This is a genomic window from Streptomyces sp. NPDC016469, from assembly GCF_040632905.1.
GTDB lineage: Bacteria > Actinomycetota > Actinomycetes > Streptomycetales > Streptomycetaceae > Streptomyces.
Map to the genome: position 1 here is coordinate 280,794 of NZ_JBEYCQ010000002.1, position 26,280 is coordinate 307,073.

Genomic DNA, 26,280 nt, shown 5'->3' on the forward strand with positions numbered 1-26,280 from the left:
GCACAATTGCCCGGTGCTCAACGAACTGTTCACGCCCTCCGTCCAGCACGCGCTCGACATCGTGGGGATCTTCGTCTTCGCGATCTCGGGCGCCCTGCTCGCCGTACGCAAGAACTTCGATGTCTTCGGCATCGCGGTGCTCGCCGAGGTGACCGCGCTGGGCGGAGGGCTGTTCCGTGACCTGATCATCGGCGCGGTGCCACCCGCGGCCTTCACGGATCTGGGGTACTTCACCACCCCGCTGCTCGCCGCCGCTCTGGTCTTCTTCCTCCACCCGCACGTGGAGCGCATCCAGGTCGGCGTGAACGTCTTCGACGCCGCCGGTCTCGGGCTGTTCTGCGTCACCGGCACGGTGAAGGCGTACGACTACGGGCTCGGCCTCACCTCGTCGGCGGCGCTGGGCCTGGCCACGGCGGTCGGCGGCGGGGTGCTGCGGGACGTCCTGGCCAACGAGGTGCCGTCGCTGCTGCGCTGGGACCGCGACCTGTACGCGGTGCCCGCCATGGTGGGCGCCACCATGATCGTGCTCTGCATCCGCTTCGACGCGCTCAACGCCCTGACCAGCGGCGCGGCCGTGATCACCGCGTTCGTCCTGCGGCTCCTCGCGCTCCGCTTCCACTGGCGGGCCCCGCGCGCCTACAACCGGCGCTCGGCGCGGGCGGAGGAGGCGTGACCTACTCCGGGACCCAAAAAGCTACCGCTCAGTAATACAATCGGTGTACGGTGCCCCCATGGCACAGGCAACCATCGGGGACAGCGAGTTCGACCGGGACACCGCGGTCACCCTGCGCGAAGAGGGCGTCTACGACGCGGAGCTCTCGGCGGGCTGGACGATCATCCAGGCCGTCAACGGCGGCTACCTGCTGGCGATGCTGGGCCGCGCGCTCGGCGAGGCCCTGCCGCATTCCGACCCGTTCTCCGTCTCCGCGCACTACCTCACCGCGTCGGTACCCGGCCCGGCGGTGATCCGGACCCAGACCGTCCGCACCGGCCGCACCCTCTCCACCGGTCAGGCCTCGCTCTTCCAGTACGCCGAGGACGGCACCGAGGTCGAGCGGATCCGCGTCCTCGCCACCTACGGCGACCTCGACGCGCTCAGCGACGACATCCGCACCTCCGCGAAGCCGCCGGCCATCCCGCCGCGCGAACACTGCCTCGGCCCCAGCGACGGCCCGGCGCCGATCCCGGGCAGCTCGGCGATCACCGACCGGCTCGACATCAAGCTGGACCCGGCGACCATCGGCTGGGCGGTCGGGCAGCCCTCCGGCAAGGGCGAGATGCGCGGCTGGTTCGGTCTTGCCGACGGCCGCGACGCCGACCCGCTCTCCCTGCTGCTCACCGTGGACGCGCTGCCGCCGACCTCGTTCGAGCTGGGGCTCAAGGGCTGGACGCCCACCATCGAGCTCACCACGCACGTCCGCTGCCGCCCGGCCCCGGGCCCGCTCCGCGTCTCCATCACCACCCGCAACCTGGCGGGCGGCTTCCTGGAGGAGGACGCGGACGTCTGGGACAGCGCCGACCGCCTGGTCGCCCAGTCCCGCCAGCTGGCCCGCGCCCCGCGCGGCTGACGTAACCCCTGCCCTTCCTCAGGCGCCCTGTGCCGGCTCGTCGAGCCAGTGCAGGGCGCCCAGTGCGATGAGCCGCAGCCGGCGCCCCGCCGTCCGGGCCACCCGCTCGTCGTCCGCCGGGCCCGCGTCCAGCAGGGCCGACGCGGTGATCACCATGTGGTCCACATAGAGACCGCCCAGCATCAGCAGGTCCTCCTCGGCCCAGCCCTTCGACTCCGGTTCCGCCGCGAGGGCCGCCGCCACCTCCTCGGCGAACAGCCGCAGCTGTGCCGCGATGGCCTCGCGGACCGGGCCGACCCCGCCCTGCTGCTCCCGTGCGATGAAGCGGAAGTGCGCGGGCTGCTCCCGTACGTGACGCCGTATCAGCTCCACGCTGCGGTCGAGCCGGACCTCGCTGTCACCCGTCCCGGCGAGTATCGCGCCGATCATGCCGTGCAGGCTGCCCAGGGTCTGTTCGACCAGGGCCACCCCGAGGGCGGGCACGCTCTCGAAGTGCCGGTAGAAGGCCGTGGGCGTGATGCCGGCCGCCCTGGTCACCTCGCGCAGCCCGAGGCTGCTCAGGCTCTGCTCGGCCAGCAGCCCCAGGGCGGCGTCGAGCAGCGCCTGGCGTGTCTTCAGTTTCTGGCTCTCGCGGATGCCGTTCCCTCGGATGCCGGCGGTGTGACTCATGCCATTCAGTAAACAACTGTTCTCCGGACCGGGGAAGGGGTGCACGGGTTTAGACTCATGAGTCAGTGAACAGTCGTTCTCTGAGTGCTCCGCCCGTACATCCGTCCGCGCACGGAAAGGCCGAACATGATCGTCCTCGTCGCCGCCCTGCTCCTGCTGGGGATCGTGCTGGGAGCGGTGGCCCAGATCCCCCTTCCGCTGTCGCTCGTCCTCGGCGCCCTCATCGGCTGCTGGCTGCTGGTCTTCGCCGTGCGCGAGCGGGCGCGGGGGTCCCGATGAGCGCGCCGGGTCAAGCCGCCCCGCGCCTCCGCCGGGACGCCGACGGCCTCGCCGTCGCCTCGTTCGTGCTGGGGCTCGTCGGGCTGCTGGTGATGAACCTCCTGCTGGGCCCCGCCGCCATCGTCATGGCGCTCGTGGCCCTGGCCCGCTCCACCGAACGGCGCGGCCGCGCCTTCCTCGGCCTCGCGCTCGGCGTCGCCGACCTGGTGGTCCTCGCCTTCCTGGTCACCGGAAACGGCACCGTCTCCTGGGGCTTCGGCGGCTGACCGGCACCGCCGCACGCGGTGCGCGGGCCCCGGGACCCCATGCGCCCGCCGTACGCCCCGGCCGGGGCTCGTAGAATCGAGCCCACCATGGCTTACCTCGACCACGCCGCGACCACGCCGATGCTTCCCGAGGCGATCGCGGCGATGACCGCGCAGCTCGCCGTCACGGGCAACGCGTCCTCACTCCACGCCGCCGGGCGCCGGGCCCGCCGTACCGTCGAGGAGTCCCGGGAATCCCTCGCCGACGCCCTCGGCGCACGCCCCAGCGAGGTGGTCTTCACCTCCGGCGGCACCGAGTCGGACAACCTCGCGGTGAAGGGCCTGTACTGGGCCCGCCGCGACGCCGACCCCCGCCGCACCCGGGTCCTCGCCAGCCCCGTCGAGCACCACGCCGTCCTCGACGCCGTCGACTGGCTGGCCGCCCACGAGGGCGCGACCGTCGAATACCTCCCCGTCGACCGGTACGGGCGCGTCCACCCCGAGGCGCTGCGCGAGGCGGTCCTGCGGGACCCCGACGACATCGCGCTGATCACCGTGATGTGGGCCAACAACGAGATCGGCACGATCCTGCCGGTACGCGAACTGGCCGAGGTGGCCCGCGAGTACGGGATCCCGATGCACGCCGACGCGGTCCAGGCGTTCGGCCAGCTCGACGTGGACTTCGCCGCGTCCGGGCTCGCCGCGATGACCGTCAGCGCGCACAAGATCGGCGGGCCCACCGGTGTCGGCGCGCTGCTGCTCGGCCGCGAGTACACGCCGGTGCCCGTGCTGCACGGCGGCGGACAGGAGCGCCATGTGCGCTCGGGCACCCTGGACGTGCCGGGCATCGCCTCGTTCGCCGTCGCCGGACGGCTCGCCGCCGGCCGGCGCGAGGACTTCGCCCGGGAGACCGGCGCGCTCCGCGACGAGCTGGCCGCCGCCGTCCTGGCGGAGGTCCCCGACGCCCTCCTGGGCGGCGACCCGGCACCGGGCGGCCGGCTGCCGGCCAACGCGCACTTCACCTTCCCCGGCTGCGAGGGCGACTCGCTCCTGCTGCTGCTGGACGCCCAGGGCATCGAGTGCTCCACCGGCTCCGCCTGCACCGCCGGGATCGCCCAGCCCAGTCACGTCCTGCTCGCCACGGGCACCGACCCGGACCTGGCCCGGGGCACCCTGCGCTTCTCGCTCGGCCACACCTCCACCAAGCAGGACGTCGAGGACGTGGCCCGGGCGATCGGCCCGGCGGTCGAGCGGGCGCGGTCGGCGGGGCTCAGTTAGCGCGCTCGCCGGAGGTGGCCGCGCGCCGGACCAGCTCCATGTAGCGGTCCCAGTCCCAGCCGCGGCCCGGGTCGGTGTGGTCGGCGCCCGGCACCTCGACGTGCCCGATGACGTGCTCCCGGTCCACCGGGATGTCGTAACGTCCGCATATCGCCGCGGTGAGCTTGGCCGACGCCCCGTACATCGCGGCGGTGAAGTCCTGCGGGCGCTCCACGAAGCCCTCGTGCTCGATCCCCACACTGCGTTCGTTGTACGAGCGGTTGCCCGCGTGGAACGCCACGTCCAGCTCACGGATCATCTGCGTCACGTGCCCGTCCTTGCGCACCACGTAATGCGCCGCCGCCTGATGCCCGGGGTCCTGGAAGGCGCGGACCGCGCTGCCGAAGCTGCCCTGCGTGACATGGATGACCACCCGGTCGATGCCGTAGTCGTCGGGGCGGTCGGCCCGCCGCCAGTTCGCCTCCGCCGCCGCCACCCACCGCGCCCCCGCGTAATCCACGGCCCCCGGGGTGCGCGGCTTCTCCACGCCCGGCATCCGCCACCAGGCCCGCTTCAGCCGGTCCCGCGCCAGCGCCGCCGTGCCCACGGCCGTGACGGCACCGCCGATCAGCACCGAGCGCCGGCTGATCCCGGTCCCGGTGCCGCCGCCGTCCGTCCCCTTGGTCCCCATGTGACGGACAACGCATATCCGCGCGCTTTCGGTTCCCGCCCCCACGTACCCTGGTGGGGCTATGACTGAGACTCCCCAGCGCCCCCTCCGTGTGCTCGCCGCCATGTCGGGCGGTGTCGACTCCGCCGTCGCCGCGGCCCGCGCCGCCGAGGCGGGCCACGACGTGACCGGTGTGCACCTCGCCCTCTCCGCGAACCCGCAGTCCTTCCGGACCGGCGCCCGGGGCTGTTGCACCATCGAGGACTCCCGCGACGCCCGCCGCGCCGCGGACGTCATCGGCATCCCCTTCTACGTCTGGGACCTGGCGGAACGCTTCCGCGAGGACGTCGTGGAGGACTTCGTCGCCGAGTACGAGGCGGGGCGCACCCCCAACCCGTGCCTGCGCTGCAACGAGAAGATCAAGTTCGCCGCGCTCCTCGACAAGGCCCTCGCGCTCGGCTTCGACGCGGTGTGCACCGGCCACTACGCCACCGTCGTCACCGGCGCGGACGGCAACCGGGAGCTGCACCGCGCCTCGGACATGGCCAAGGACCAGAGCTATGTGCTCGGCGTCCTGGACGAGCGCCAGCTCGCCCACGCGATGTTCCCGCTCGGCGACACCCTCACCACCAAGGACGAGATCCGCGCCGAGGCCGAGCGCCGGGGCCTCGCGGTCGCCAAGAAGCCCGACAGCCACGACATCTGCTTCATCGCGGACGGCGACACGCAGGGCTTCCTCGCGGACCGCCTCGGCGGCAAGGCGGAGGGCGACATCCTGGACGAGTCCGGGGCGAAGCTGGGCACCCACGAGGGCGCCTTCGGCTTCACCATCGGCCAGCGCAAGGGCCTGCGCATCGGCCACCCGGCCCCCGACGGCAAGCCGCGCTACGTCCTGGACATCTCGCCGGTGAACAACACGGTGACCGTCGGCCCCGCCGAGGCCCTGGACGTCACCGCGCTCACCGCGATCAGGCCCCGCTGGTGCGGCACACCCCCGTCCGGCCCGGGGACGTACACCGCGCAGCTCCGCGCCCACGGCGGCGAGACCGAGGTGACCGCCGAGCTGACCGACGGCACGCTGCACGTCACGTTCACCGAGCCGGTGCGGGGGGTCGCCCCGGGCCAGGCGGTCGTGCTGTACGACGGCACCCGCGTGGTCGGCTCCGCGACGATCGCGACGACGGCACGCCGGGAGACCGCGCCGGCGCGCTGAACCCCCGGCCGCCGCGTCCGCGCGTGCAAAGCCCCGCACGGCAACGCCCGACCCCAGTACGGGCGTGGCCGTGCGGGGCGCTCAGGATGTGCGCACCGCGCATTTCAGGGTCCGCCACACCGGCCCCCGCCGCATCCGGGCGGCCGTCCCGGCCGGGGCCGTCGTGGTCAGCGCGCGACCAGCTCCGCGTCGTAGAAGCAGAAGTGGTCCTTGATCGCCTCGACCTCGGCCTTCGGCTCCTCGTACGCCCAGACCAGGTCGGCGGCTCCGGGCAGCGACCAGTAGGACGCGTCCCCCTTGAACGGGCAGTGCGTGCGGGTGTCCGACGGCGTCAGCAGCTCCGTACGGACGTCCTCGGGCGGCAGGTAGTAGCGGACCGGACAGCCGGTCTCGCGCAGGACGAGCGGGCGGCGGCTCTCAGCGAGCAGGAGCCCGTCGCGTACCACGCGGACGTGCTCCGTGCCGGGCTCGACGGTGATGCGGTGTCCTCGGATGGAAGTCATACCTCTCACAGCCCCTCCCGGTGCGTGATTCTTCCCCGCCCGCGGGCCCCCGTCCGCCGGGCCTTACCGTGGCAGTCATGAACATCTGCGTCTTCCTCTCCGCCGCCGACCTCCCCGACCGCTACACCGTGCCCGCCCGCGAATTCGCCGAGCTGCTGGGGCGCGGCGGCCACACCCTGGTCTGGGGCGGCTCCGAGAGCGGCCTGATGAAGGTCGTCGCCGACGGCGTCCAGGAGGCGGGCGGGAAGCTGGTCGGCGTCTCGGTGGACTTCCTGGCCGCCAAGGCGCGCACCGACGCCGACGAGATGGTCATCGCCCGCGACCTCGCCGAGCGCAAGGCGCTCCTGCTCGCGAAGTCCGACGCGATCGTGATCATGGTCGGAGGCACCGGGACGCTGGACGAGGCGACCGAGATCCTGGAGCTGAAGAAGCACGGCAAGCACACCAAGCCGGTCGTCCTGCTCAACACCGCCGGCTTCTACGACGGCCTGCGCGAGCAGTTCCAGCGCATGGAGGACGAGGGATTCCTGCCGCTCCCGCTGACCGAGCTGGTGTTCTTCGCGGAGGACGGCGTCGGCGCCCTGGCCTACCTGGAGGAGTCGGCCGGCCTGCAGTGATGTGACGTACGGGGCCCGGGCGGCGGATGCGACGATGGGGGCCATGTCCACTCACCTCATCACCGGTGCCGGTTCCGGCATCGGCGCAGCGGTCGCCCGGCGCCTCACCGAGCGCGGCGACGACCTCGTCCTGCTGGCCCGCGACGCGGGCCGCGCCAAGGAGCTCGCCGCGCTCCACCCCGGCGCCCGCACCCTCGTCGGCGACCTGTCCAACCCGGACCGGCTCTCCTGGGCCCTCGCCCAGCAGAGCGTGCCGGAGCGCCTCGACTCGCTGCTGCACATCGCGGGCGTGGTGGAGCTCGGCCCGGTCGGTGAGCTGACCCCCAAGGCATGGCACCACCAGCTCAACGCCAACCTCGTCGCCCCCGCCGAGCTGACCCGGCTCACGCTGCCCCAGCTGCGCGTCGCCCAGGGGCACGTCCTGTTCGTCAACTCCGGCGCCGGGCTCTCCGCGAGCCCCGAGTGGAGCGCGTACGCCGCAAGCAAGCACGGCCTGAAGGCGCTCGCGGACTCGCTGCGCCACGAGGAGCACGGCAACGGCGTCCGCGTCACCACCGTGTACCCGGGCCGCACCGCCAGTCCCATGCAGGAGAAGGTCCACCGGCAGGAGGGCAAGGAGTACGACCCCGCCCGCTGGATCGACCCCGAGTCCGTCGCCACCACCATCCTGATGGCGCTCGACCTGCCCCGAGACGCCGAGATCAACGACCTCACCGTCCGCCCCGGCCGCTGAGTCCCCGGGGCCGTAGGCTCTCCGCGTGAGCGAGAACAGCGAGTTCAGGGACTGCCCGGCCACCGGGATCGGTTCGATGCCGGGGGGAGACGCCCGGGAGGCGGCGAAGACCGTCACCGGCTCCTTCGGCGACGGCGAGGGCATGCCGTACCTGGCGGAGCTTCCGGCGCGCGGGCCCGGCGCCGACATGACCGGCCGCACGATCGGACTGCTCTCCGAGCTGTACGGGCACGTCGAGCCGAGCGGCTGGCGGATCAGCGACCGGCCGGGCCGCGACACCCGCCGGGCCCGGTCCTGGCTGGGCGAGGACCTGGACGCCCTGGAGGAGTACACCCAGGGCTACGAGGGCCCGCTCAAGGTCCAGGCCGTGGGGCCCTGGACCCTCGCCGCCGCCCTGGAACGCCGGGGCGGCGAGGCGTTCCTCGGCGACCCGGGCGCCTGCCGCGACCTCGCCGACTCGCTCGCCGAGGGCCTGCGCGGCCACCTCGCCGAGGTGCGCCGCCGGGTGCCCGGGGCGCGCCTCGCCCTCCAGCTGGACGAACCCTCCCTCACCGCCGTGCTGCGCGGCCGGGTCAGGACCGCCAGCGGCTACCGCACGTACCGGGCGGTGGACCGCCAGGTCGTGGAGGACGTCCTGCGCGAGGTGCTGGCGGCGGCCGGCGGGACCGCCACGCTCGTGCACACCTGCGCCCCCGAGGTGCCGTTCGCGCTGCTGCGCCGGGCCGGGGCGGGCGGGATCTCCTTCGACCTCTCCCTGCTCACCGAGCGTGAGGAGGAGGCGGTCGGGGAAGCCGTCGAGGGCGGCACCCGGATGTTCTTCGGGGTCGTACCGGGCACCGACCCGGCCTCGGGCCGATTGTCCGACCCGGGCGGTAGCGTCATGGGTGTCAGGACGCTGTGGCGCAGGCTGGGGCTGAATCCGGGGACTCTGACCGAGTCCGTGACGGTCACCCCCTCGTGCGGTCTCGCGGGTGCGTCGCCCGCGTACGCACGGGCCGCGCTCGCCCACTGCGCCCGGGCCGCGAGATCGCTCGCGGACAACCCTGAGTAGCGGGACGCTGGGTAACGGGAGGACGGGACGATGGCCGGCGAAGAGCAGACAGCGGTGCCAGTCGAGGCACAGGAGAGGCACAAGCTCCTCGCGGAGCAGATCGAGGAGCACCGCTTCCGGTATTACGTGAACGACCAGCCGGTCGTCAGCGACGCCGAGTTCGACCGGCTGCTGCGGGAGCTGGAGGCCCTGGAGGAGTCGCACCCCCCGCTGCGCACCCCGGACTCGCCGACCCAGAAGGTCGCCGGTCCTTACCGCACGGAGTTCACGTCGGTCGAGCACCGCGAGCCGATGCTCTCCCTGGACAACGCCTTCGACGACGAGGAGCTGGCCGCCTGGGGCGAGCGCGTCGCCCGGGACGTCGGCTCGCCCGGCTACCACTTCCTGTGCGAGCTCAAGATCGACGGCCTCGCCGTCAACCTCACGTACGAGCACGGCGTGCTGACCCGCGCCGCGACCCGCGGTGACGGCCGCACCGGCGAGGACATCACGCCCAACGTCCGCACCATCGCGGACATCCCGCACCGGCTCAAGGGTGACCGGGTGCCCGCGCTCGTCGAGGTGCGCGGCGAGGTCTTCTTCCCGATGGAGGGGTTCGAGGAACTGAACGCCCGGCTGGTCGAGGCCGAGGACAAGCCCTTCGCCAACCCCCGCAACGCGGCCGCCGGTTCGCTGCGCCAGAAGGACCCCAAGGTCACCGCGTCCCGCCCGCTGCACATGGTGGTGCACGGCATCGGCGCCCGCGAGGGCTTCGACATCGACTGCCTGTCGCACGCCTACGAGCTGCTGCGCGAGTGGGGCCTGCCCACCGCCAAGTACAACAAGGTGGTCGACTCCCTGGACGGGGTACGGGAGTTCATCGCGTACTTCGGCGAGCACCGGCACTCCGTGGAGCACGAGATCGACGGCGTCGTCGTCAAGCTGGACGAGATCCCGCTCCAGGGCCGCCTGGGCTCCACCTCCCGCGCCCCGCGCTGGGCCATCGCCTGGAAGTACGCGCCGGAGGAGGTCAACAGCAAGCTGGTCAACATCCGCGTCGGCGTCGGCCGCACCGGCCGCGTCACCCCGTACGCCCAGGTCGAACCGGTCGTGGTGGCGGGCTCCGAGGTCGAGTTCGCCACCCTGCACAACCAGAACGTGGTCAGGGCGAAGGGCGTCCTGATCGGCGACACGGTGGTGCTCCGCAAGGCCGGTGACGTGATCCCGGAGATCCTCGGCCCGGTCGTCGACCTCCGCGACGGCACCGAGCGGGCGTTCGTCATGCCGACCCACTGCCCCGAGTGCGGCACGGAGCTGAAGCCCATGAAGGAGGCGGACGTCGATGTCCGCTGCCCCAACGCCCGCTCCTGCCCCGCCCAGCTGCGTGAGCGCGTCTCCTACCTCGCCGGCCGCAAGTGCCTCGACATCGACCACTTCGGTTACGTGGTCGCCGCCGCGCTGACCGCACCGCTGGAGCCCGCCGAACCGCCGCTGCGTGACGAGGGCGACCTCTTCGGGCTGACCATGGACGAGCTGCTGCCCATCCGGGCCTACGTCCTCGACCCGGACAGCGGGCTGCCCAAGCGCGACCCGAAGACCGGCGAGGAGAAGATCGCCCGGGTCTTCGCCAACCAGCAGGGCGAGCCCAAGAAGAACGCCCTCGCGATGCTCGACGCCATCGCGGCGGCCAAGGAGGCCCCGCTGGCCCGCATCCTCACCGGACTCTCCATCCGCCACGTCGGCCCGGTCGCGGCCCGGGAGCTGGCCCGCCAGTTCCGGTCCATGGACCGCATCCAGGAGGCCACCGAGCAGGAGCTGATCGACGCCGACGGCGTCGGGCCCATCATCGCGGCCTCCGTCAAACAGTGGCTGGCCGAGGACTGGCACCGCGAGATCCTGCGCAAGTGGCGCGAGGCCGGCGTCCGGATGGAGGACGAGGGGGCCGGCGAGGACGAGGGCCCCCGCCCGCTCGAAGGGCTCACCGTCGTCGTCACGGGCACGCTGACCGGGCACACCAGGGATGGCGCGAAAGAGGCCCTGCAGAGCCGGGGCGCGAAGGTCACCGGTTCCGTTTCCAAGAAGACCGCCTTCGTCGTCGTCGGGGACAACCCCGGATCCAAGTACGACAAAGCGGTGCAGCTGAAGGTCCCCGTGCTGGACGAGGCCGGTTTCGCCGTCCTGCTCACCGATGGCCCGGACGCGGCCCGCGAGGCAACGGTCCCCGCCGGGGAACCGGCCCCGGAGACGGGTGACACACCCGGAGAGTGAACGGCCGCCGACGCTCGGTCGGCGTCACCCGATCGGCGCATACCAGATGCTGACGGACAGTCGGTTCGCATTCGGGCAAGAGCGGTAGACCGCTGCCCCTAGCAGCCTTCCGCGGCCTACTGTGGTCAGACGCGCCCTCGAACCTGGCCACCGGGCGGGCCGGGGCGCGTCCTGGCACGGAACGCATTCATCGGGTGACATCGGCATCGCCGGCTGTGAGAGGGACGGAATGAAACCGACCGAGAGCGCCGCACCGGTGGCGCGGCTGCAAGGTTTCGTGGGACCCGCGCCCAGAGTGGGCGCCGTCGTGGTGGCCCTCGCCACGGTCCAGCTCGCGACCGGTTTCTCCCGTGCCCTCAGCCAGGGGCACGCCCTCTTCCCGGACGGCCGGGCCGGCTGGTCGCTGGCCGTCCTCACCGGCATCGTCGTCGGCCACCTCGTCGCGCTCGGCCGCGACCGCTGGTGGGGCGGCACCGGCTCCGGTGCCGCCCTCACCCTGGCCGTCCTGCTGCTGTACGGCTGGGTGCCCGCGGGCCTCGTCAGCCTCGTCGTGGTCGTCCTCGTCGGCGTCGCCCGCAAACACCGCTGGTGGCAGGGGCTGCTGCACGGCGCCGTGGACATCCTCGGCGTCGGAGCGGCGGCCCTGGTGCTCGCCGCGTTCGGCGAGGTGCAGTCCGTCGAGAGGCCGTGGCGGCCACTCGACTGGGGCATCGACGCCGTCCCGGAAGTCCTGCTCGCCGCCTCCACCTACCTGCTCGTCACCCGGGTCCTGCTGTGGTACGCGCGGGCCCAGCCCGGCGGCGGCCTGCCCACCGTCGCCCGCACCGCGCTGCTGCGCCAGGGCCTCGTCGCGGTCGCCCTGCTCGGCATCGCCCCGCTGATCTGCGTCGTCGCGATGGCCCGGCCGGTCCTCCTGCCGCTCTTCGCGGTGCCGCTGATCGCGCTCGACTCCACGCTGTGGATCGCCCGCGCCCGGGCCGAGGAGCAGCTGAAGGACCCGCTGACCGGGCTGCCGAACCGCCAGTGGCTGCTGGAGCGGACGTGGGCCGCGCTGGAGGAGGCGGAGAGCGACGGCAACCGGGCCGCCCTGGTCCTGATCGACCTCGACCGCTTCCGGGCCGTCAACGACACCCTCGGCCACCTGGCCGGCGACCGGCTGCTGCTCCAGATCGCGGAGCGGCTCCGGCTCGCCCTCCCGCGCGGCGCGGAGGCGGCCCGGCTCGGCGGCGACGAGTTCGCGGTCCTGCTGCCCACCGCCGACTCCACCACCAGCGCCCAGCGCGTCGCCCGCCACCTGGTCGCCGAGCTGTCGTCCCCGCTGGACCTGGACGGGCTGACCCTGGTCCTGGAGGCCAGCGCCGGCGTCGCCGTCTTCCCGGACCACGCGGTGGACGCGGAGGGGCTGCTGCGCCGGGCCGACGTCGCGATGTACCAGGCCAAGCGGGACCGCACCGGCGTGGAGGTGTACGAGTCCAAGCGCGACAGCAACACCCCGGACCGGCTCGGCCTCCTGGGCGATCTGCGCCGTGCGCTGGACGCGGGCGAGGTGGAGCTGCACTACCAGCCCAAGGTCCGCTTCGACGGCCAGGTCGCCGGGCTCGAAGCGCTGGTGCGCTGGGTGCACCCGGAGCGCGGCAGGGTGCCCCCGGACGAGTTCATCGCCATCGCGGAGTCGTCCGGGCTGATGCCGCACCTCACGGAGTACGTGCTGGAGACGGCGCTCGCCCAGGTCGCCCGGTGGCGGGCCCAGGGCCTCTTCGTCCCGGTCGCGGTCAACGTGTCCCCGCGCGATGTGCACACCCCCGGCTTCGCCGGCGGCGTCGCGGCCCGGCTCGCCCGGCACGGCGTCCCGGCGGGAGCGCTCCAGCTGGAGATAACGGAACACGTGCTCCTGGAGGACCCGCAGCGGGCGGCGGACACGCTCGCCGGGCTGACCGGGCACGGCGTGAAGATGTCCCTGGACGACTTCGGCACCGGGTACTCCTCACTGGTCCATCTGCGCCGGCTGCCGGTCAGCGAGCTGAAGATCGACCGCTCCTTCGTGGCGCGGCTCGCCATCGACCACGAGGACGCGGAGATCGTCCGCTGCACCATCGACCTGGCCCATTCGCTCGGCCTGCTGGTCGTGGCCGAGGGCGTCGAGGACGACGAGACGTGGGAGCGGCTGCGGGACCTGCGGTGCGACGCGGTCCAGGGCTGGCTGGTGGCGGCCGCGATGCCGCCCCAGGAGACCACCGCCTGGCTCAGGGCCCGGGGCGAGCACGGCTGGCGCCGCCCGGCCGAGCTGGCGGCGGCGGCGGGTGCCACGGCCCCGGCGCCCGCCGCGACGCCCGCGGCTCCGGCGTCCGAGCTGGAACAACGCCCCTCCGGCCGCACGGCGGGCCCGCGCCCGGCGACGACGTAGCGGCGTCCCGTGCGGACGGCGTGGCGGCGTCCCGCACAACCGTGTCCTCCGGCGTGTGGCCGACCCCATAGGATTGGGGGCCGGCGGCACATTTCCACCTGCCGCGCGACGCCTGGCACGCACGCTCGCCGCGTTGCCGAAACGCCCGAGTGGCTCCGCCACAAGGGCGCTCCGGCGCCTTGCGAGCGCACGCGCCGGACGCCGCGCGGCCCGTCCTTCGGACGGACGGTGGACATGTGCCGCCGGCCCCCGGCCAACCACACACCAACCCCTGAGGATCGCTGCATGCCTGGCATCACGCGCGAGGAGGTCGCCCACCTCGCCCGGCTGGCGCGTCTGGAGCTGAAGGGCGAAGAGCTCGATCACTTCGCCGGACAGCTCGACGACATCATCGGCGCGGTCGCCCGCGTCTCCGAAGTCGCCGACCAAGACGTACCGCCGACCTCCCACCCGCTGCCGCTGACGAACGTCATGCGGGCGGACGTCGTCCGTCCGTCTCTCACCCCCGAGCAGGCGCTCTCCGGCGCCCCGGCCCAGGAGCAGCAGCGTTTCAAGGTGCCGCAGATCCTGGGGGAGGACTGACAGCCATGACGGACATCAGCAGCATCATCAAGCTCACCGCGGCCGAGATCGCCGCGAAGATCGCCTCCGGCGAGCTCACCGCCGTCCAGGTCACCGAGGCCCACCTCGCGCGCATCGACGCCGTGGACGAGAAGGTGCACGCCTTCCTGCACGTCGACCGCGAGGGCGCGCTCGCCCAGGCCCGCGCCGTGGACGCCAGGAAGGCGGCCGGCGAGAAGCTGGGCCCGCTGGCCGGCGTCCCGCTCGCGCTCAAGGACATCTTCACCACGAAGGACATGCCGACCACCGTCGGCTCGAAGATCCTCGAGGGCTGGGTCCCGCCGTACGACGCCACCGTCACGCGGAAGCTGAAGGCCGCCGACGTCGTCATCCTCGGCAAGACCAACATGGACGAGTTCGCCATGGGGTCCTCCACCGAGAACAGCGCCTACGGCCCCACCGGCAACCCCTGGGACCTCACCCGCATCCCGGGCGGCTCCGGCGGCGGCTCCTCGGCCGCCCTCGCCGCGTACGAGGCCCCGCTCGCCATCGGCACGGACACCGGCGGCTCCATCCGCCAGCCCGCCGCCGTCACCGGCACGGTCGGCGTCAAGCCCACCTACGGCGGGGTCTCCCGCTACGGCATGGTCGCCTTCTCGTCCTCCCTCGACCAGGGCGGCCCCTGCGCCCGCACGGTCCTGGACGCGGCCCTGCTGCACGAGGCGATCGCCGGGCACGACCCGATGGACTCGACGTCGATCGACGCGCCGGTGCCGCCGGTCGTGGAGGCCGCGCGCAACGGGTCCGTCCAGGGCATGCGCGTCGGGGTCGTCAAGCAGTTCTCCGGCGAGGGCTACCAGGCCGGTGTCGTCCAGCGCTTCAACGAGTCGGTCGAGCTGCTGAAGTCGCTCGGCGCCACGGTCGTGGAGCTGGACTGCCCGACGTTCGACCTGGCCCTTTCGGCGTACTATCTGATCGCGCCGTCCGAGTGCTCCTCGAACCTCGCCCGGTTCGACGCCATGCGCTACGGCCTGCGCGTCGGGGACGACGGCACGAAGTCCGCCGAGGACGTCACCGCGCTCACCCGCGAGGCCGGCTTCGGCGACGAGGTCAAGCGCCGCATCATCCTCGGTACGTACGCGCTCAGCTCCGGCTACTACGACGCGTACTACGGCTCCGCGCAGAAGGTCCGCACGCTGATCACGCGCGAGTTCGAGCAGGCGTTCGAGCAGGTCGACGTGATCGTCTCGCCGACCACGCCCACCACCGCCTTCCCGATCGGCGAGCGCGCCGACGACCCGATGGCGATGTACCTGGCCGACCTGTGCACCATCCCGACCAACCTCGCCGGCAACGCCGCCATGTCGCTGCCCTGCGGCCTGGCCCCCGAGGACGGCCTGCCCGTCGGGCTCCAGATCATCGCCCCCGCGATGAAGGACGACCGGCTGTACAAGGTCGGAGCCGCCGTCGAGGCCGCTTTCGTGGAAAAGTGGGGGCACCCGCTGATCGAGGAGGCTCCTTCGCTATGAGCGCCGCCATGACCAAGAAGGCCAAGAACTTCAAGAAGTCGAAGACCGGGCTGTACGTGTCGATGGGCACCACCGCCTTCGGTGCGCTCAGCGTCGCCAAGCAGGCGAAGCTGGCCCGCTCGGACAACGACACGCTGCGCCTCATCGACGCCGCCGTGTCCGCCGCGGCGATCGTGACCGGCCTCGCGATCCTCTATCGCGAACTGAAGCGTCTCGGCGACGACGACGTACTGCTGGGCTGAGAGGGAAAGTTTTCCGTGACTGTCATCGACCTGGAGTCGTACGAGGACGCCCTCGCGACGTACGACCCCGTCATGGGCCTTGAGGTCCATGTGGAGCTCGGCACCAAGACGAAGATGTTCTGCGGCTGCTCCACCGAGCTGGGGCAGGACGCCAACACGCAGACCTGCCCCGTCTGCCTCGGGCTGCCCGGCGCGCTGCCGGTCGTCAACGAGATCGGCGTGGAGTCGGCCATCAAGATCGGCCTCGCGCTGAACTGCGAGATCGCCGAGTGGTGCCGCTTCGCCCGGAAGAACTACTTCTATCCGGACATGCCGAAGAACTTCCAGACCTCCCAGTACGACGAACCGATCGCCTTCAACGGCTATCTGGACGTCCAGCTGGAGGACGGCGAGGTCTTCCGGGTGCAGATCGAGCGCGCCCACATGGAGGAGGACACCGGCAAGTCGACGCACGTCGGCGGCGCCACCGGCCGTATCCACGGCGCGTCCCACTCCCTGCTCGACTACAACCGCGCGGGCATCCCGCTCATCGAGATCGTCACCAAGCCGATCGAGGGAGCGGGCGCGCGCGCCCCCGAGGTCGCCAAGGCGTACGTCGCCGAGCTGCGCGAGCTCATCAAGGCGCTCGGCGTCTCCGAGGCCCGCATGGAGATGGGCCAGATGCGCTGCGACGTCAACCTGTCGCTGCGCCCGAACGGCACCGAGACCTTCGGTACGCGCTCCGAGACGAAGAACGTGAACTCGCTGCGTTCCGTCGAGCGGGCCGCCCGCTTCGAGATCCAGCGCCACGCCGCGGTGCTGAACTCCGGCGGCACGATCGTCCAGGAGACCCGGCACTTCCACGAGGAGGACGGCTCCACCACGGCCGGCCGCATCAAGGACAACGCCGAGGACTACCGCTACTTCCCCGAGCCCGACCTCGTGCCGGTCGCCCCGGCCCGGGAGTGGGTCGAGGAACTGCGCAAGGGCCTCCCCGAGCTGCCGCGCGTCCGCCGCGCCCGGCTCAAGGAGGAGTGGGGCGTCTCCGAGCACGACATGCAGTCCATCCTCAACGCGGGCGCGGTCGACCTGATCGTCGCCACGACCGAGGCGGGCGCCCCCTCGGACCAGGCCCGGAAGTGGTGGATGGGTGAGCTGGCCCGCAACGCCAACGAGACCGGCCGCGGCCTGGACGAACTGCCCGTCACCCCGGCGCAGGTCGCCCGGGTCGCCGAGCTCGTCGCCGCGGGTGACCTCAACGACAAGCTGGCCCGCCAGGTCCTGGAGGGCGTGCTCGCCGGCGAGGGCGACCCGGACACCGTGGTCGAGAAGCGCGGCCTGAAGGTCGTCTCCGACGAGGGCGCGCTGTCCACCGCCGTGGACGAGGCCATCGCGGGCAACGCCGCCATCGCGGACAAGATCCGCGGCGGCAAGGTCGCGGCGGCCGGCGCGCTGGTCGGCGCGGTCATGAAGGCGACCCGCGGCCAGGCGGACGCGGCCCGGGTCCGCGAGCTGATCCTGGAGAAGCTCGGCGTCGAGGGCTGAGCCCTTTCCGTACAGCCCTGAGGGGCGGTGTTCCCGGTCCCCGGACCGGGAACACCGCCCCTTCGCCGTGCTTGGACTTTCGGGCCCACCTGTTGGACGTTCACCACCGGTCCGCGCGCAGTCCTTCCCCGCGCCACCCGGCCTGCATAGCTTCCCGGCTGTAACCACCGGAATGGGGAGGCTCTTTTGACCACGGACATGTCACGGCGACGGCTCTTCGCGCTGGGCGGCGGTGCGCTCGGCGCCGCTGCGGCGGGATCGTTCCTGCCGCCGTCGCTCCAGGCCGCCATCGCCGCGCAGCCCGCCCACGCGGGGCCCGGTGGGGGAGGGCTGCGGGACATCAGGCATGTGGTGATCCTGATGCAGGAGAACCGTTCCTTCGACCACTACTTCGGCACCCTGCGCGGCGTACGCGGCTTCGGCGACCGCAACGCCGTCGAACTGCCCACCGGCACGACGGTGTTCGAGCAGCCCGGCGCGGCCGGTTCCACCGTGCTGCCCTTCCCGGTGCGCGGGGCGGCGGAGGAGCAGAAGAAGGACCTCCAGTACATCGGCGCCCTCGACCACTCCTGGAACGGCGGTGCCAAGGCCTGGGGCGGCGGCTGGATGAACGGCTGGATCAGCGCCAAGACCGCGGCCACGATGGCGTACTACGACCGCCGCGACATCCCGCTGCACTACGAACTGGCCGACACCTTCACCGTCTGCGACGCGTACCACTCCTCGATCCACAGCTCCACCAGCCCCAACCGCAACCATCTGTGGAGCGGGAAGACCGGCTTCGAGCCGAACGGGAAGCGGGCCGTCGGCAACGACGCCTACGACGAGGGCACGCATCCCGGCTACGACTGGTCCACCTATGCCGAACGGCTGGAGAAGGCCGGGCGCAGCTGGCGTACGTACACCGAGTGGGAGAACTTCACCGACAACCAGATCGAGTTCTACGCCACCTTCAAGGCCGTCGCCCGCAAGGCCCTGGCGAGGACCGGCGGCCACACCTACATGGAGTCCTTCTACGCGCAGATCCGGGGCGCCTCCGAGGCCGAGCGGGAGCGGCTGCTCGGGCTGCTCGACGAGGGCGTGGCCACCCTCACCCGGCAGGAGCGCAGCCTGTTCGAGCGGGCGCTGCGCCGGGTGCCGACCGGGACGCTGGCCGAGGAGTTCGCCAAGGACGTGGAGGCCGGAACGCTGCCCGAGGTCTCCTACCTGGTCCCCTCGGCGATCGACTCCGAGCACCCGAGCGTCTCCTCGCCGGTGCACAGCGCCACCGTCGTCTACAAGATCCTCGACGCGCTCGGCAAGCACCCCGACGTGTGGCGCCACACCGCCGTGCTGATCAACTACGACGAGAACGACGGCTTCTTCGACCACGTCCCGCCGCCCGTCGCGCCGCCCGGGGTGACCGACGAGCAGTGGGAGGGGCGGCCCACCGGCCTGGGCATCCGGGTGCCGATGCTCGTCGTCTCGCCGTGGACCGTGGGCGGCTACGTCTGCTCCGAGGTCTTCGACCACACCTCCGTGATCCGCTTCCTGGAGCGCTGGACGGGTGTGGAGGAGCCCAACATCAGCGACTGGCGGCGGCGGGTCACCGGTGACCTCACCTCCGCCTTCGACTTCACCCGGCAGCGTCGGCAGCCGGCCGTGGAACGGCCCGGGGCCATCCCGCCGCTCAGCGGCCGCTGGCAGCCGAAGCCGCCCGCCGTCCAGCGTCTGCCCGAGCAGGAACCCGGCGTCCGTCCGGCGCGCCCGCTGCCCTACCAGCCCGACGCCCAGGTCCGGCGGGCCGGCGGCGGTCTGCGGGTGGAACTCGCCAACAGCGGCGAGGCGTCGGCGCATTTCGCGCTGTACCCGTACGCGGGGGAGTTCCCGGCTCCGCAGCACCAGGACGTCCGGGGCGACGGGCACTGGACCCTCCCGCTGACGGGTGAGTCGTACCGCTTCACGGTCACCGGGCCGAACGGCTTCCGGCGCGAGTTCGAGGGACCGGCCGACGGCGGGGCCGAGGTCACCTCCCGCGTCGACGCCCGCGACCGCGATCTGCACCTCACCCTGCGCAACACCGGCCGCCGGACCCTGACCTTCCTGGTGCGCCCGCTCGGTTACGTCGACGAGGCCGACCTGCGGAACTGGACCCGTCACGTCACCGTCAAGCCGGGCCGCAGCCGTACGGTCGTGCACTCGGCGGCCGACGCCCACGGCTGGTACGACCTGGCGGTCACCGCCGACGGCGAGAGCGGCTTCCGGCGCCGGCTGATGGGGCACATCGAGAACGGCCGGGCGAGCGTCTCCGGCTGACCGGACCGCCGGTCGCAGGGCCTGATCCATCCCGGTTCACCTGGAGACCGGGCCCTGTGACCATGGCCACGAAAGGGACAAAGGATCATCTTCTGCTGTCAGAGTGGCGTCCTCAGGTCATGAGACGTTTACGGGCAGATCACGCCATCTGCGGGTAAAGGTCCACGAACCCGCAGGGAGCGCGTCCCCTTGGCTGCCATCGCCCGCTGGTGCGTCACGCACCGCCTCATCGCCGTCCTGATCTGGCTGCTCGCCCTCGGGGGCACGGCCGCCGCCGCGGGGTTCGCGGGGTCCGCCTACTCCAACGACTACGAGGCGCCCGGCACCGAGTCCGGGCGGGCCGCGGAGCTGCTGCAGAGCGGGTTCACCGATCTCGGCGGGGACACCGACACCATCGTCTGGCACACCGAGGACTCCACGGTCCGGGCCACCGACGTCGAGCAGAAGATGACCCGCACCCTGCACGCCGTGGAGCGGCTGCCCGGGGTCGGGGCGGTCGACGGGCCCTACACGGAGACCGGGGCGGCGCAGATCAGCCCCGACGGGCACACGGCCTACGCCACCGTCACCTTCGACAAGCGCGCCGACGACGTGCCCGTGGCGCAGGCGCAGGCGGTCGTGGACACCGCCGAGGCGGCCGAGAGCCCGCATCTGCGCGTCGAGCTGGGCGGTCAGGCCGTCGGGCTCACCGAGGCGCATGCCGCGCATCTCAGCGAGGTCATCGGGGTGGCCGTCGCGGCCGTCGTGCTCTTCCTCGCCTTCGGCTCGCTCGCCGCGAGTCTGCTGCCCATCGCCACGGCGCTCGTCTCGGTCGGTACGGCGTACGCGGGCATCGTGCTCCTCGGGCACCTGATGACCGTCGCCGACTTCGCGCCCATGCTCGGCATGCTGATAGGGCTCGGCGTGGGCATCGACTACGCCCTGTTCATCGTCACCCGGCACCGCAGAGGGCTGCGGCGCGGCATGACCGTGCCCGAGGCGGCGCAGCACGCGGTGGCGACGACCGGGCGGGCCGTCGTCTTCGCCGGGGCCACCGTCTGCATCGCGCTCCTCGGCATGCTGATCCTCCGGCTGAGCTTCCTCAACGGTGTGGCCATCGCCGCCTCGCTCACCGTGGTCCTCACCGTGGCCTCCTCGGTCACCCTGCTGCCGGCCCTCCTCTCGCTCATCGGACTGCGCGCGCTCAGCCGGCGCGAACGGGCCCGGCTGGCCGCGCACGGGCCGCAGCCCGAGCCGGCCACCGGTTTCGCCGCCCGCTGGTCCGCCTTCGTGGAGCGGCACCCCAAGCTCCTGGGCGCCGTGGCCGCCGTGGTGATGCTGGTCCTCGCGCTGCCCACCTTCTCGCTCCACCTGGGCAGCTCCGACCAGGGCAACAACGCGGCGTCCTCGACCACCCGGCAGGCGTACGACCTGCTCGCCGACGGCTTCGGCCCCGGCGTCAACGGACCGCTGACCGTCGCCGCGCACCTGGACGGCGCCGACGACCGGCTCGCGATGGACGCCCTGCCCGCCACCCTGCGTACGGTCGACGGGGTGGCCCGGGCCTACCCGGTGACGTACAACGCCGGAGGCGACACCGCGTACGTCACCGTCGTCCCCGACTCCGCCCCGCAGTCCCGCCGGACCAGCGATCTCGTGGAGCGGCTGCGTACGGACGTGCTGCCGAAGGCGGCCGACAACACCTCGCTGGAGACCCATGTGGGCGGGGTCACGGCCAGCTACGACGACTTCGCGCAGATCATCATCGGCAAGCTGCCGCTGTTCATCGGCGTCGTCATAGGACTCGGCTGCCTGCTCCTGCTGCTGGCCTTCCGGTCCGTCGGCATCCCACTGAAGGCGGCGGCGATGAACGTCGCGGCGGTCGCCTCGTCGTTCGGCGTCGTCGTCGCGATCTTCCAGTGGGGCTGGGGCAGCGAACTGCTGGGCCTGGGCAGCGCGGGCCCCATCGAACCCTTCCTGCCGGTGATCATGGTCTCCGTGCTCTTCGGCCTCTCCATGGACTACCAGGTCTTCCTGGTCGGCCGGATGTACGAGGAGTGGCTGGAGACCCGCGACAACCGGCGCGCGGTCCGGGTGGGGCTCGCCGAGACCAGCCGGGTCATCAACTCGGCCGCCGTGATCATGATCTCGGTGTTCCTCGCCTTCGTCCTCAGCGGCGACCGCGTCATCGCGATGTTCGGCATCGCCCTCGCGGCGGCCGTCGCTCTGGACGCCTTCGTCCTGCGCACCCTGCTCGTGCCGGCCCTCATGCACCTGCTGGGCGGTGCCAACTGGTGGCTCCCCGGCTGGCTGGAGCGCCGCCTGCCCCGCCTGAGCATCGAACCGCCGGACCGCCCGGTGGTCCGGGTGCCGGTGCCGGGTGTGCGGACGTACGAGGACGGGCCGGCCGAGCGCGTCCACTGACCGCCCGCCGGGGCGACCGGACGCGTTAAGGGGCCTCTCATCTGCGGCATCTAGCGTGCGCCGCATGAACCCCACCACGCCCGAAGCCCTCGCCGACGGCGAGAAGACGACCGACACGACCGACGACCTCACCGCCCGGGAGACGGAACAGCGGGACCACGACGAGACGGGCCCGGGGGACGGGACGGAGACGGACACCGTCGAGGAGACCGACGACGACACCGGCGAGGAGACCTCGGGCCGGCTCGCCGCCGCCTCCGCGGCCGTCGTCTCCGCCGGACTCGGCGTCGTCGGCCTCACCGGCGCCTGGACCGGCCGGGTCGCCGCCGAGCGCGAGACCCTGATCGGCCAGATCAAGACCTCGTCCGGCGGCTCGGCCGCCCAGCAGATCAACGAGATCTACGGCGACGCCTGGCACTCCACCGCCCTGGTCAACGGCCTCTTCGGCCTCCTCGCCCTGCTGGTCGGCACCTACGTCCTGGTCCGGCCCGCGTTCGGCGCCCCGGCCCGGCAGCCGCAGGCCGGCTGGGTCCGCGCCGTCGCCCGGGGCGGCATCGCCCTCGGCACCCTCGGCGTACTGATCTCCATAGCCATGTACTTCGACCTCATCGTCGCCCTGCCCACCGCGGCCGGATAGGACGGTTCCGGGGCCCGGGCACCCACGTACTAAGGCATGTCCGGGCGGTTTCACCGGTCCTGAGTGGTGGTACGGCCCCGCACCTAAGGCCCCCGTACGCCACAGATGCGTAACACGCCCGATGTGGCGCACCCCCCTGGGGGACGAGAGTGGTGGCACGGCAGAGGAACTGCCGCCACCGAGGCCCGCAAGGGCCCTCACCCCAGGGGGACAATCCCATGTTCGAATACGAACTCCACAAGGTCATGCACGCCGAACTCCTGCGCCGCGCCGACCTCCAGCGCCTCGCCGGCGAAGCGACCCGCGCCCGCCGCACCTCGCGCCGCGCCGCCCGCCGGATCGCACGCCAGGAGGCGGAGGGGCCGGTGAGTACCGGCGGCGTACGCGACCGGTTCACGCACGCCGCGTAAGGCGGCGGAAGTGGACCGGGGCCCGGGGTCATTCGGCCCACGGCTAATTCCGTCCGCACTGTCGGACCCGTGTGCGATGCTCGCCCACGTGGAGACCAGGTCAGTCAGTCCCGTGTTCGTCGGCCGCACCGGCGAACTCAACTCGCTCACCGGCGCGCTCACCCGCGCCACCGCGGAACCCTCCGGCGCCGCCGGAGGGTTCTGCGGTGCACCGCAGGCCCTGCTCATCGGCGGCGAGGCGGGCGTCGGCAAGACCCGCCTCGTCGAGGAGTTCCTCGCCGTCGCCGCCCGCCGGGACGCCGTCGTCGCCGTCGGCGGATGCGTCGAAATCGGCGCCGACGGCCTGCCGTACGCCCCCTTCTCCACCGCCCTGCGCGCCCTGCGCCGCGCCCTGCCCGACGAGATGGCCGCCGCCTGCGCCGGCCAGGAGGGCGAACTGGCCCGGCTGCTGCCCGAACTGGGCGAGACCGGCCGCGACGGCTCCGACGAGCTCGGCACCGCCCGCCTCTTCGAACTGACCGTCCGCCTCCTGGAACGCCTCTCGGCCGACCGGGCCGTCGTCCTCGTCCTGGAGGACCTGCACTGGGCGGACTCCTCGACCCGCCACCTCCTCGCCTACCTCTTCCGCACCCTGCGCAGCGGCCGCCTCGTCGTCGTCGGCACCTACCGAGCCGACGACATCCACCGCCGCCACCCCCTGCGCCCGCTCCTCGCGGAGATCGACCGGCTCCGCACCGTCCGCCGCATCGAACTCTCCCGGTTCACCCGCTCCGAGGTCCGCCGCCAGCTCGCCGGCATCCTCGCGGACACCCCCGACCCCGCCCTGGTGGACGAGATATTCGAGCGTTCCGACGGCAACGCGTTCTTCGTGGAGGAGCTGGCCTGCATCCTGGAGTGCGGCGACGGGGACGGCGACGGCCTGCCCGAATCGCTGCGGGACCTCCTCCTCGTCCGCGTCGAGACGCTGTCCGCCGACGCCCAGAAGGTCGCCCGGATCGTCGCCGAGGGGGGCTCCGCCGTCGAGTACGAACTGCTCGCCGCCGTCGCCGGCCTCAGCGAGGACGACCTCATCGCGGCGCTGCGCACCGCCGTCGGCGCCAACCTGCTCCTGACCACCCCGGAGGGCGACGGCTACCGCTTCCGGCACTCCCTCGTCCGCGAGGCCGTCAGCGACGACCTGCTCCCCGGCGAGCGCTCCCGCCTCAACCGCCGTTACGCGGAGGCGCTGGAGGCCGACCCCGCCCTCGTCTGCGACGGCGAGCGCGCGACCCGGCTGGCGAGCTACTGGTACGGCGCGCACGACCCCGCCAAGGCGCTGCCCGCCGTGCTGAAGGCATCGGTCCGGGCCCGCCACCGCAACGCCTACGCCGAGCAGCTGCGCCTCCTGGAACGCGCCCTCGAACTGTGGGACGACGCCCCCGAGGACGTCCGCCGCACCCTGCGCCCCATCGACTACGCCGAGGTCTACCCGACCTGCGGGCGGGACGCCTCGACCCCGCTGACCTACCTCGACCTGATGGCCGAGGCCACCGTCGCCGCCCGCTTCGGCGGAGAGCGCGAACGGGCCTTCGCCATCTGCAAGAAGGCCCTGCGCATCCTGGAGGGCGAGGACGACGCGCTGCGCGCCGCCTGGTTCTGGGTCCAGCGCTCCCGCCTCGTCCAGGACCTGACGCGCGGCGACGGCTGGGAGGAGCTGGCCACCGCCGAGCGGCTGGTGCGGGGCCTGCCCCCGTCGAAGGTGCACGCTTTCGTCCTGATGCTGGTGGCCGGCTGGGGCGCCCTGCACCGCCCCGGCGCCGAGACCCTGGTCGCCGCCGAACGGGCCGTGGAGTACGCCCAGCTCGTCGGCGACGAGTACATCGAGCTGCACGCCCGGCTCACCCGGGGCTGGCTCAACGCGGACGCGGGCGCCGTGGACGAGGGCATCGCCGAGATGTACGCCGTGCGCGACCGGGCCGACGAGCTGGGCCTCATCGACATCATGGGCCGGGCCAGCATCAACCTCCCCTCCAACCTGGAGGCGATGGGCCGCTCCCTGGAAGCGGTGGCCGCGGCCGACCACGGCATCCGCGTCTGCCACGAGCACGGCGTCGCGGACATCGAGGCGTGGGTCCGTACCAACCAGGCGATGTCCCTCTTCTCGCTGGGCCGCTGGGACGAGGCCGCCGCCACCACGGAGGCCGCCGCCCGCAAGTCGCTGTCCCGCAAGTCCCAGGGCCTGGTCGCCTCCCGCCGCACCGAACTGGCCCTCGCGCGGGGCGACCTCGCCGAGGCCGAACGGCAACTCGCGCTCACCCGGCGTTGCTTCGGCTCCAGCGACCCCCAGCCCCAGCACTTCATCAACCCGGTACGCCACACCATCCAGATCGCCGTGATGCAGGGCCGGCTGCCCGAGGCGCGCGCCGCCTTCGAGGAGCAGGCCGCCGAGGGCTTCCCCACCGGCACCCAGCGCTACGCCTTCCCCATGCTGCACGTCGTCGCGGCGGCCGAGGCCGACGCCCGGGGCCTGCCCGCCACCGAACCGGGCCGCCCCGCCGTCCTCGACCTGGTCCGGGGCCACCTCAAGCGGCTGCCGGTCCTCGTCCCGGTCTGGTCCGCCTACGCCCTCCTGGTCGAAGCGGAACTGGCCAGGGCCGAGGGCGTCGACACCCCGGACCACTGGGAGGGCGCCGCCCGTGCGTTCACCCCGCTGCACCGCCCGTACGAGCTGGCGCAGATCCACCACCGCTGGGCGGAGGCCCTGCTCGTCGCCTCCGGTGACCGGGCCACCGCCACCGGCCTGCTGCGCGACGCGCACACCACCGCCGTCCGGCTCGGGGCCCGCCCGCTCACCGAGACCATCGAGCTGCTGGCCGGCCGCGCCCGCATCGCCCTGGCCGGCGCGGGCGGCGGGGCCGAGGAGCTACCGGCCGCGGTCGTCGTCCAGGACGGGCCCGGGCCCGCCCGGGACCCCGCCGATGAGCAACTGCGGGCCGCCGCGGCCGCAGTGGAGTCCTTCGGGCTGACCCCGCGCGAGCAGGACGTGCACCGGCTGGTCGCGGCGGGCCTCACCAACCGCCGGATCGCCGAGGAGCTGTACATCTCGCCGAAGACCGCGAGCGTCCACGTCTCCAACATCCTGGCCAAGCTGGGCGTGACCGGCCGCGGCGAGGCCGCCGCCCTGGCCCACCGGCTGCGGCTCTACCCGGTGCCGGAGCGGCGCTGAGCCGGCGGGCCCGGGGCG

Annotated in this window: 23 protein-coding genes; 20 read left to right on the top strand and 3 right to left on the bottom strand. The window is 72.8% G+C overall.

Features of this window, described 5'->3' with window-relative positions:
- The first annotated feature begins 13 nt into the window (after positions 1-13).
- Together ABZ565_RS03180 and ABZ565_RS03185 are read left to right on the top strand one after the other, a co-directional pair.
- Positions 14-673 carry a trimeric intracellular cation channel family protein gene (locus ABZ565_RS03180; RefSeq protein ID WP_361019870.1) on the top strand — a complete coding sequence of 220 codons (660 nt, stop codon included), beginning with the start codon at positions 14-16 and terminating at the stop codon, positions 671-673.
- Between the two features lie 58 nt (positions 674-731).
- Positions 732-1,568 (top strand): thioesterase family protein, encoded by an 837-nt coding sequence (locus ABZ565_RS03185; protein WP_361019872.1) that lies wholly within the window; start codon positions 732-734, stop codon positions 1,566-1,568.
- Between the two features lie 18 nt (positions 1,569-1,586).
- On the opposite strand, the gene ABZ565_RS03190 is transcribed toward ABZ565_RS03185, so the two are convergent.
- Entirely contained in the window at positions 1,587-2,237 is a 651-nt protein-coding gene (locus ABZ565_RS03190) for a TetR family transcriptional regulator (RefSeq protein ID WP_361019875.1), read from the bottom strand.
- A gap of 126 nt (positions 2,238-2,363) precedes the next feature.
- On the opposite strand from ABZ565_RS03190, the gene ABZ565_RS03195 reads away from it, so the two are divergent.
- The 3 genes from ABZ565_RS03195 to ABZ565_RS03205 all read left to right on the top strand — a co-directional run bounded on the left by ABZ565_RS03195 (position 2,364) and on the right by ABZ565_RS03205 (position 4,039).
- Positions 2,364-2,516: a hypothetical protein gene (locus tag ABZ565_RS03195; protein ID WP_361019877.1), complete on the top strand. Its 153-nt coding sequence runs from the start codon at positions 2,364-2,366 to the stop codon at positions 2,514-2,516.
- Complete coding sequence (locus ABZ565_RS03200; protein ID WP_361019880.1) at positions 2,513-2,782, top strand: DUF4190 domain-containing protein; 270 nt, start codon at positions 2,513-2,515, stop codon at positions 2,780-2,782. Before ABZ565_RS03195 ends, ABZ565_RS03200 begins: the two co-directional genes overlap by 4 nt.
- A gap of 87 nt (positions 2,783-2,869) precedes the next feature.
- Positions 2,870-4,039, top strand: a complete 1,170-nt coding sequence (locus ABZ565_RS03205; RefSeq protein ID WP_361019883.1) for a cysteine desulfurase family protein — start codon at positions 2,870-2,872, stop codon at positions 4,037-4,039.
- Here the strand turns inward: ABZ565_RS03205 and ABZ565_RS03210 are convergent.
- Entirely contained in the window at positions 4,032-4,709 is a 678-nt protein-coding gene (locus ABZ565_RS03210) for an N-acetylmuramoyl-L-alanine amidase (RefSeq protein ID WP_361019886.1), read from the bottom strand. The genes ABZ565_RS03205 and ABZ565_RS03210 overlap by 8 nt on opposite strands.
- Positions 4,710-4,770: 61 nt before the next feature.
- Between ABZ565_RS03210 and mnmA the strand changes: the two genes are divergently transcribed.
- On the top strand, positions 4,771-5,901 hold the full coding sequence (mnmA, locus tag ABZ565_RS03215) for a tRNA 2-thiouridine(34) synthase MnmA (protein ID WP_361019889.1): 1,131 nt from the start codon (positions 4,771-4,773) through the stop codon (positions 5,899-5,901).
- Between the two features lie 167 nt (positions 5,902-6,068).
- Here the strand turns inward: mnmA and ABZ565_RS03220 are convergent, their stop codons facing one another.
- Entirely contained in the window at positions 6,069-6,404 is a 336-nt protein-coding gene (locus ABZ565_RS03220) for a DUF427 domain-containing protein (RefSeq protein ID WP_361019892.1), read from the bottom strand.
- 77 nt (positions 6,405-6,481) lie between these two features.
- Here ABZ565_RS03220 and ABZ565_RS03225 point away from each other — a divergent pair, with 77 nt between their 5' ends.
- From ABZ565_RS03225 to ABZ565_RS03290, 14 genes are all read left to right on the top strand, one after another.
- The gene (locus ABZ565_RS03225; RefSeq protein ID WP_361019895.1) at positions 6,482-7,021 is read left to right on the top strand and encodes a TIGR00730 family Rossman fold protein; all 540 of its coding nucleotides are present in this window, start codon (positions 6,482-6,484) and stop codon (positions 7,019-7,021) included.
- 43 nt (positions 7,022-7,064) lie between these two features.
- Complete coding sequence (locus tag ABZ565_RS03230; RefSeq protein ID WP_361019898.1) at positions 7,065-7,754, top strand: SDR family oxidoreductase; 690 nt, start codon at positions 7,065-7,067, stop codon at positions 7,752-7,754.
- Between the two features lie 25 nt (positions 7,755-7,779).
- The gene (locus ABZ565_RS03235) at positions 7,780-8,805 is read left to right on the top strand and encodes a methionine synthase (protein ID WP_361019900.1); all 1,026 of its coding nucleotides are present in this window, start codon (positions 7,780-7,782) and stop codon (positions 8,803-8,805) included.
- A gap of 30 nt (positions 8,806-8,835) precedes the next feature.
- A complete protein-coding gene (gene ligA, locus ABZ565_RS03240) occupies positions 8,836-11,052 on the top strand; it encodes an NAD-dependent DNA ligase LigA (protein ID WP_361019903.1) in 2,217 nt (738 codons plus the stop codon).
- A gap of 229 nt (positions 11,053-11,281) precedes the next feature.
- Positions 11,282-13,456, top strand: a complete 2,175-nt coding sequence (locus ABZ565_RS03245; protein ID WP_361019906.1) for a bifunctional diguanylate cyclase/phosphodiesterase — start codon at positions 11,282-11,284, stop codon at positions 13,454-13,456.
- 285 nt (positions 13,457-13,741) lie between these two features.
- Complete coding sequence (gene gatC, locus ABZ565_RS03250) at positions 13,742-14,038, top strand: Asp-tRNA(Asn)/Glu-tRNA(Gln) amidotransferase subunit GatC (protein ID WP_018102521.1); 297 nt, start codon at positions 13,742-13,744, stop codon at positions 14,036-14,038.
- A gap of 5 nt (positions 14,039-14,043) precedes the next feature.
- Complete coding sequence (gene gatA, locus ABZ565_RS03255; RefSeq protein WP_361019908.1) at positions 14,044-15,546, top strand: Asp-tRNA(Asn)/Glu-tRNA(Gln) amidotransferase subunit GatA; 1,503 nt, start codon at positions 14,044-14,046, stop codon at positions 15,544-15,546.
- Between the two features lie 8 nt (positions 15,547-15,554).
- Positions 15,555-15,788, top strand: a complete 234-nt coding sequence (locus tag ABZ565_RS03260; RefSeq protein WP_361020034.1) for a hypothetical protein — start codon at positions 15,555-15,557, stop codon at positions 15,786-15,788.
- Between the two features lie 15 nt (positions 15,789-15,803).
- Positions 15,804-17,312: an Asp-tRNA(Asn)/Glu-tRNA(Gln) amidotransferase subunit GatB gene (gene gatB, locus ABZ565_RS03265; RefSeq protein WP_361019911.1), complete on the top strand. Its 1,509-nt coding sequence runs from the start codon at positions 15,804-15,806 to the stop codon at positions 17,310-17,312.
- 186 nt (positions 17,313-17,498) lie between these two features.
- Entirely contained in the window at positions 17,499-19,607 is a 2,109-nt protein-coding gene (locus ABZ565_RS03270; protein WP_361019914.1) for a phosphocholine-specific phospholipase C, read from the top strand.
- Positions 19,608-19,796: 189 nt separating this feature from the next.
- A complete protein-coding gene (locus ABZ565_RS03275; protein WP_361019917.1) occupies positions 19,797-22,010 on the top strand; it encodes an MMPL family transporter in 2,214 nt (737 codons plus the stop codon).
- A gap of 64 nt (positions 22,011-22,074) precedes the next feature.
- Complete coding sequence (locus ABZ565_RS03280; RefSeq protein ID WP_361019920.1) at positions 22,075-22,647, top strand: hypothetical protein; 573 nt, start codon at positions 22,075-22,077, stop codon at positions 22,645-22,647.
- 218 nt (positions 22,648-22,865) lie between these two features.
- A complete protein-coding gene (locus ABZ565_RS03285; protein ID WP_361019923.1) occupies positions 22,866-23,057 on the top strand; it encodes a hypothetical protein in 192 nt (63 codons plus the stop codon).
- Positions 23,058-23,133: 76 nt separating this feature from the next.
- Positions 23,134-26,262, top strand: coding sequence for an AAA family ATPase (locus tag ABZ565_RS03290; RefSeq protein WP_361019925.1), 3,129 nt, complete (start codon positions 23,134-23,136; stop codon positions 26,260-26,262).
- Positions 26,263-26,280 lie beyond the last annotated feature (18 nt).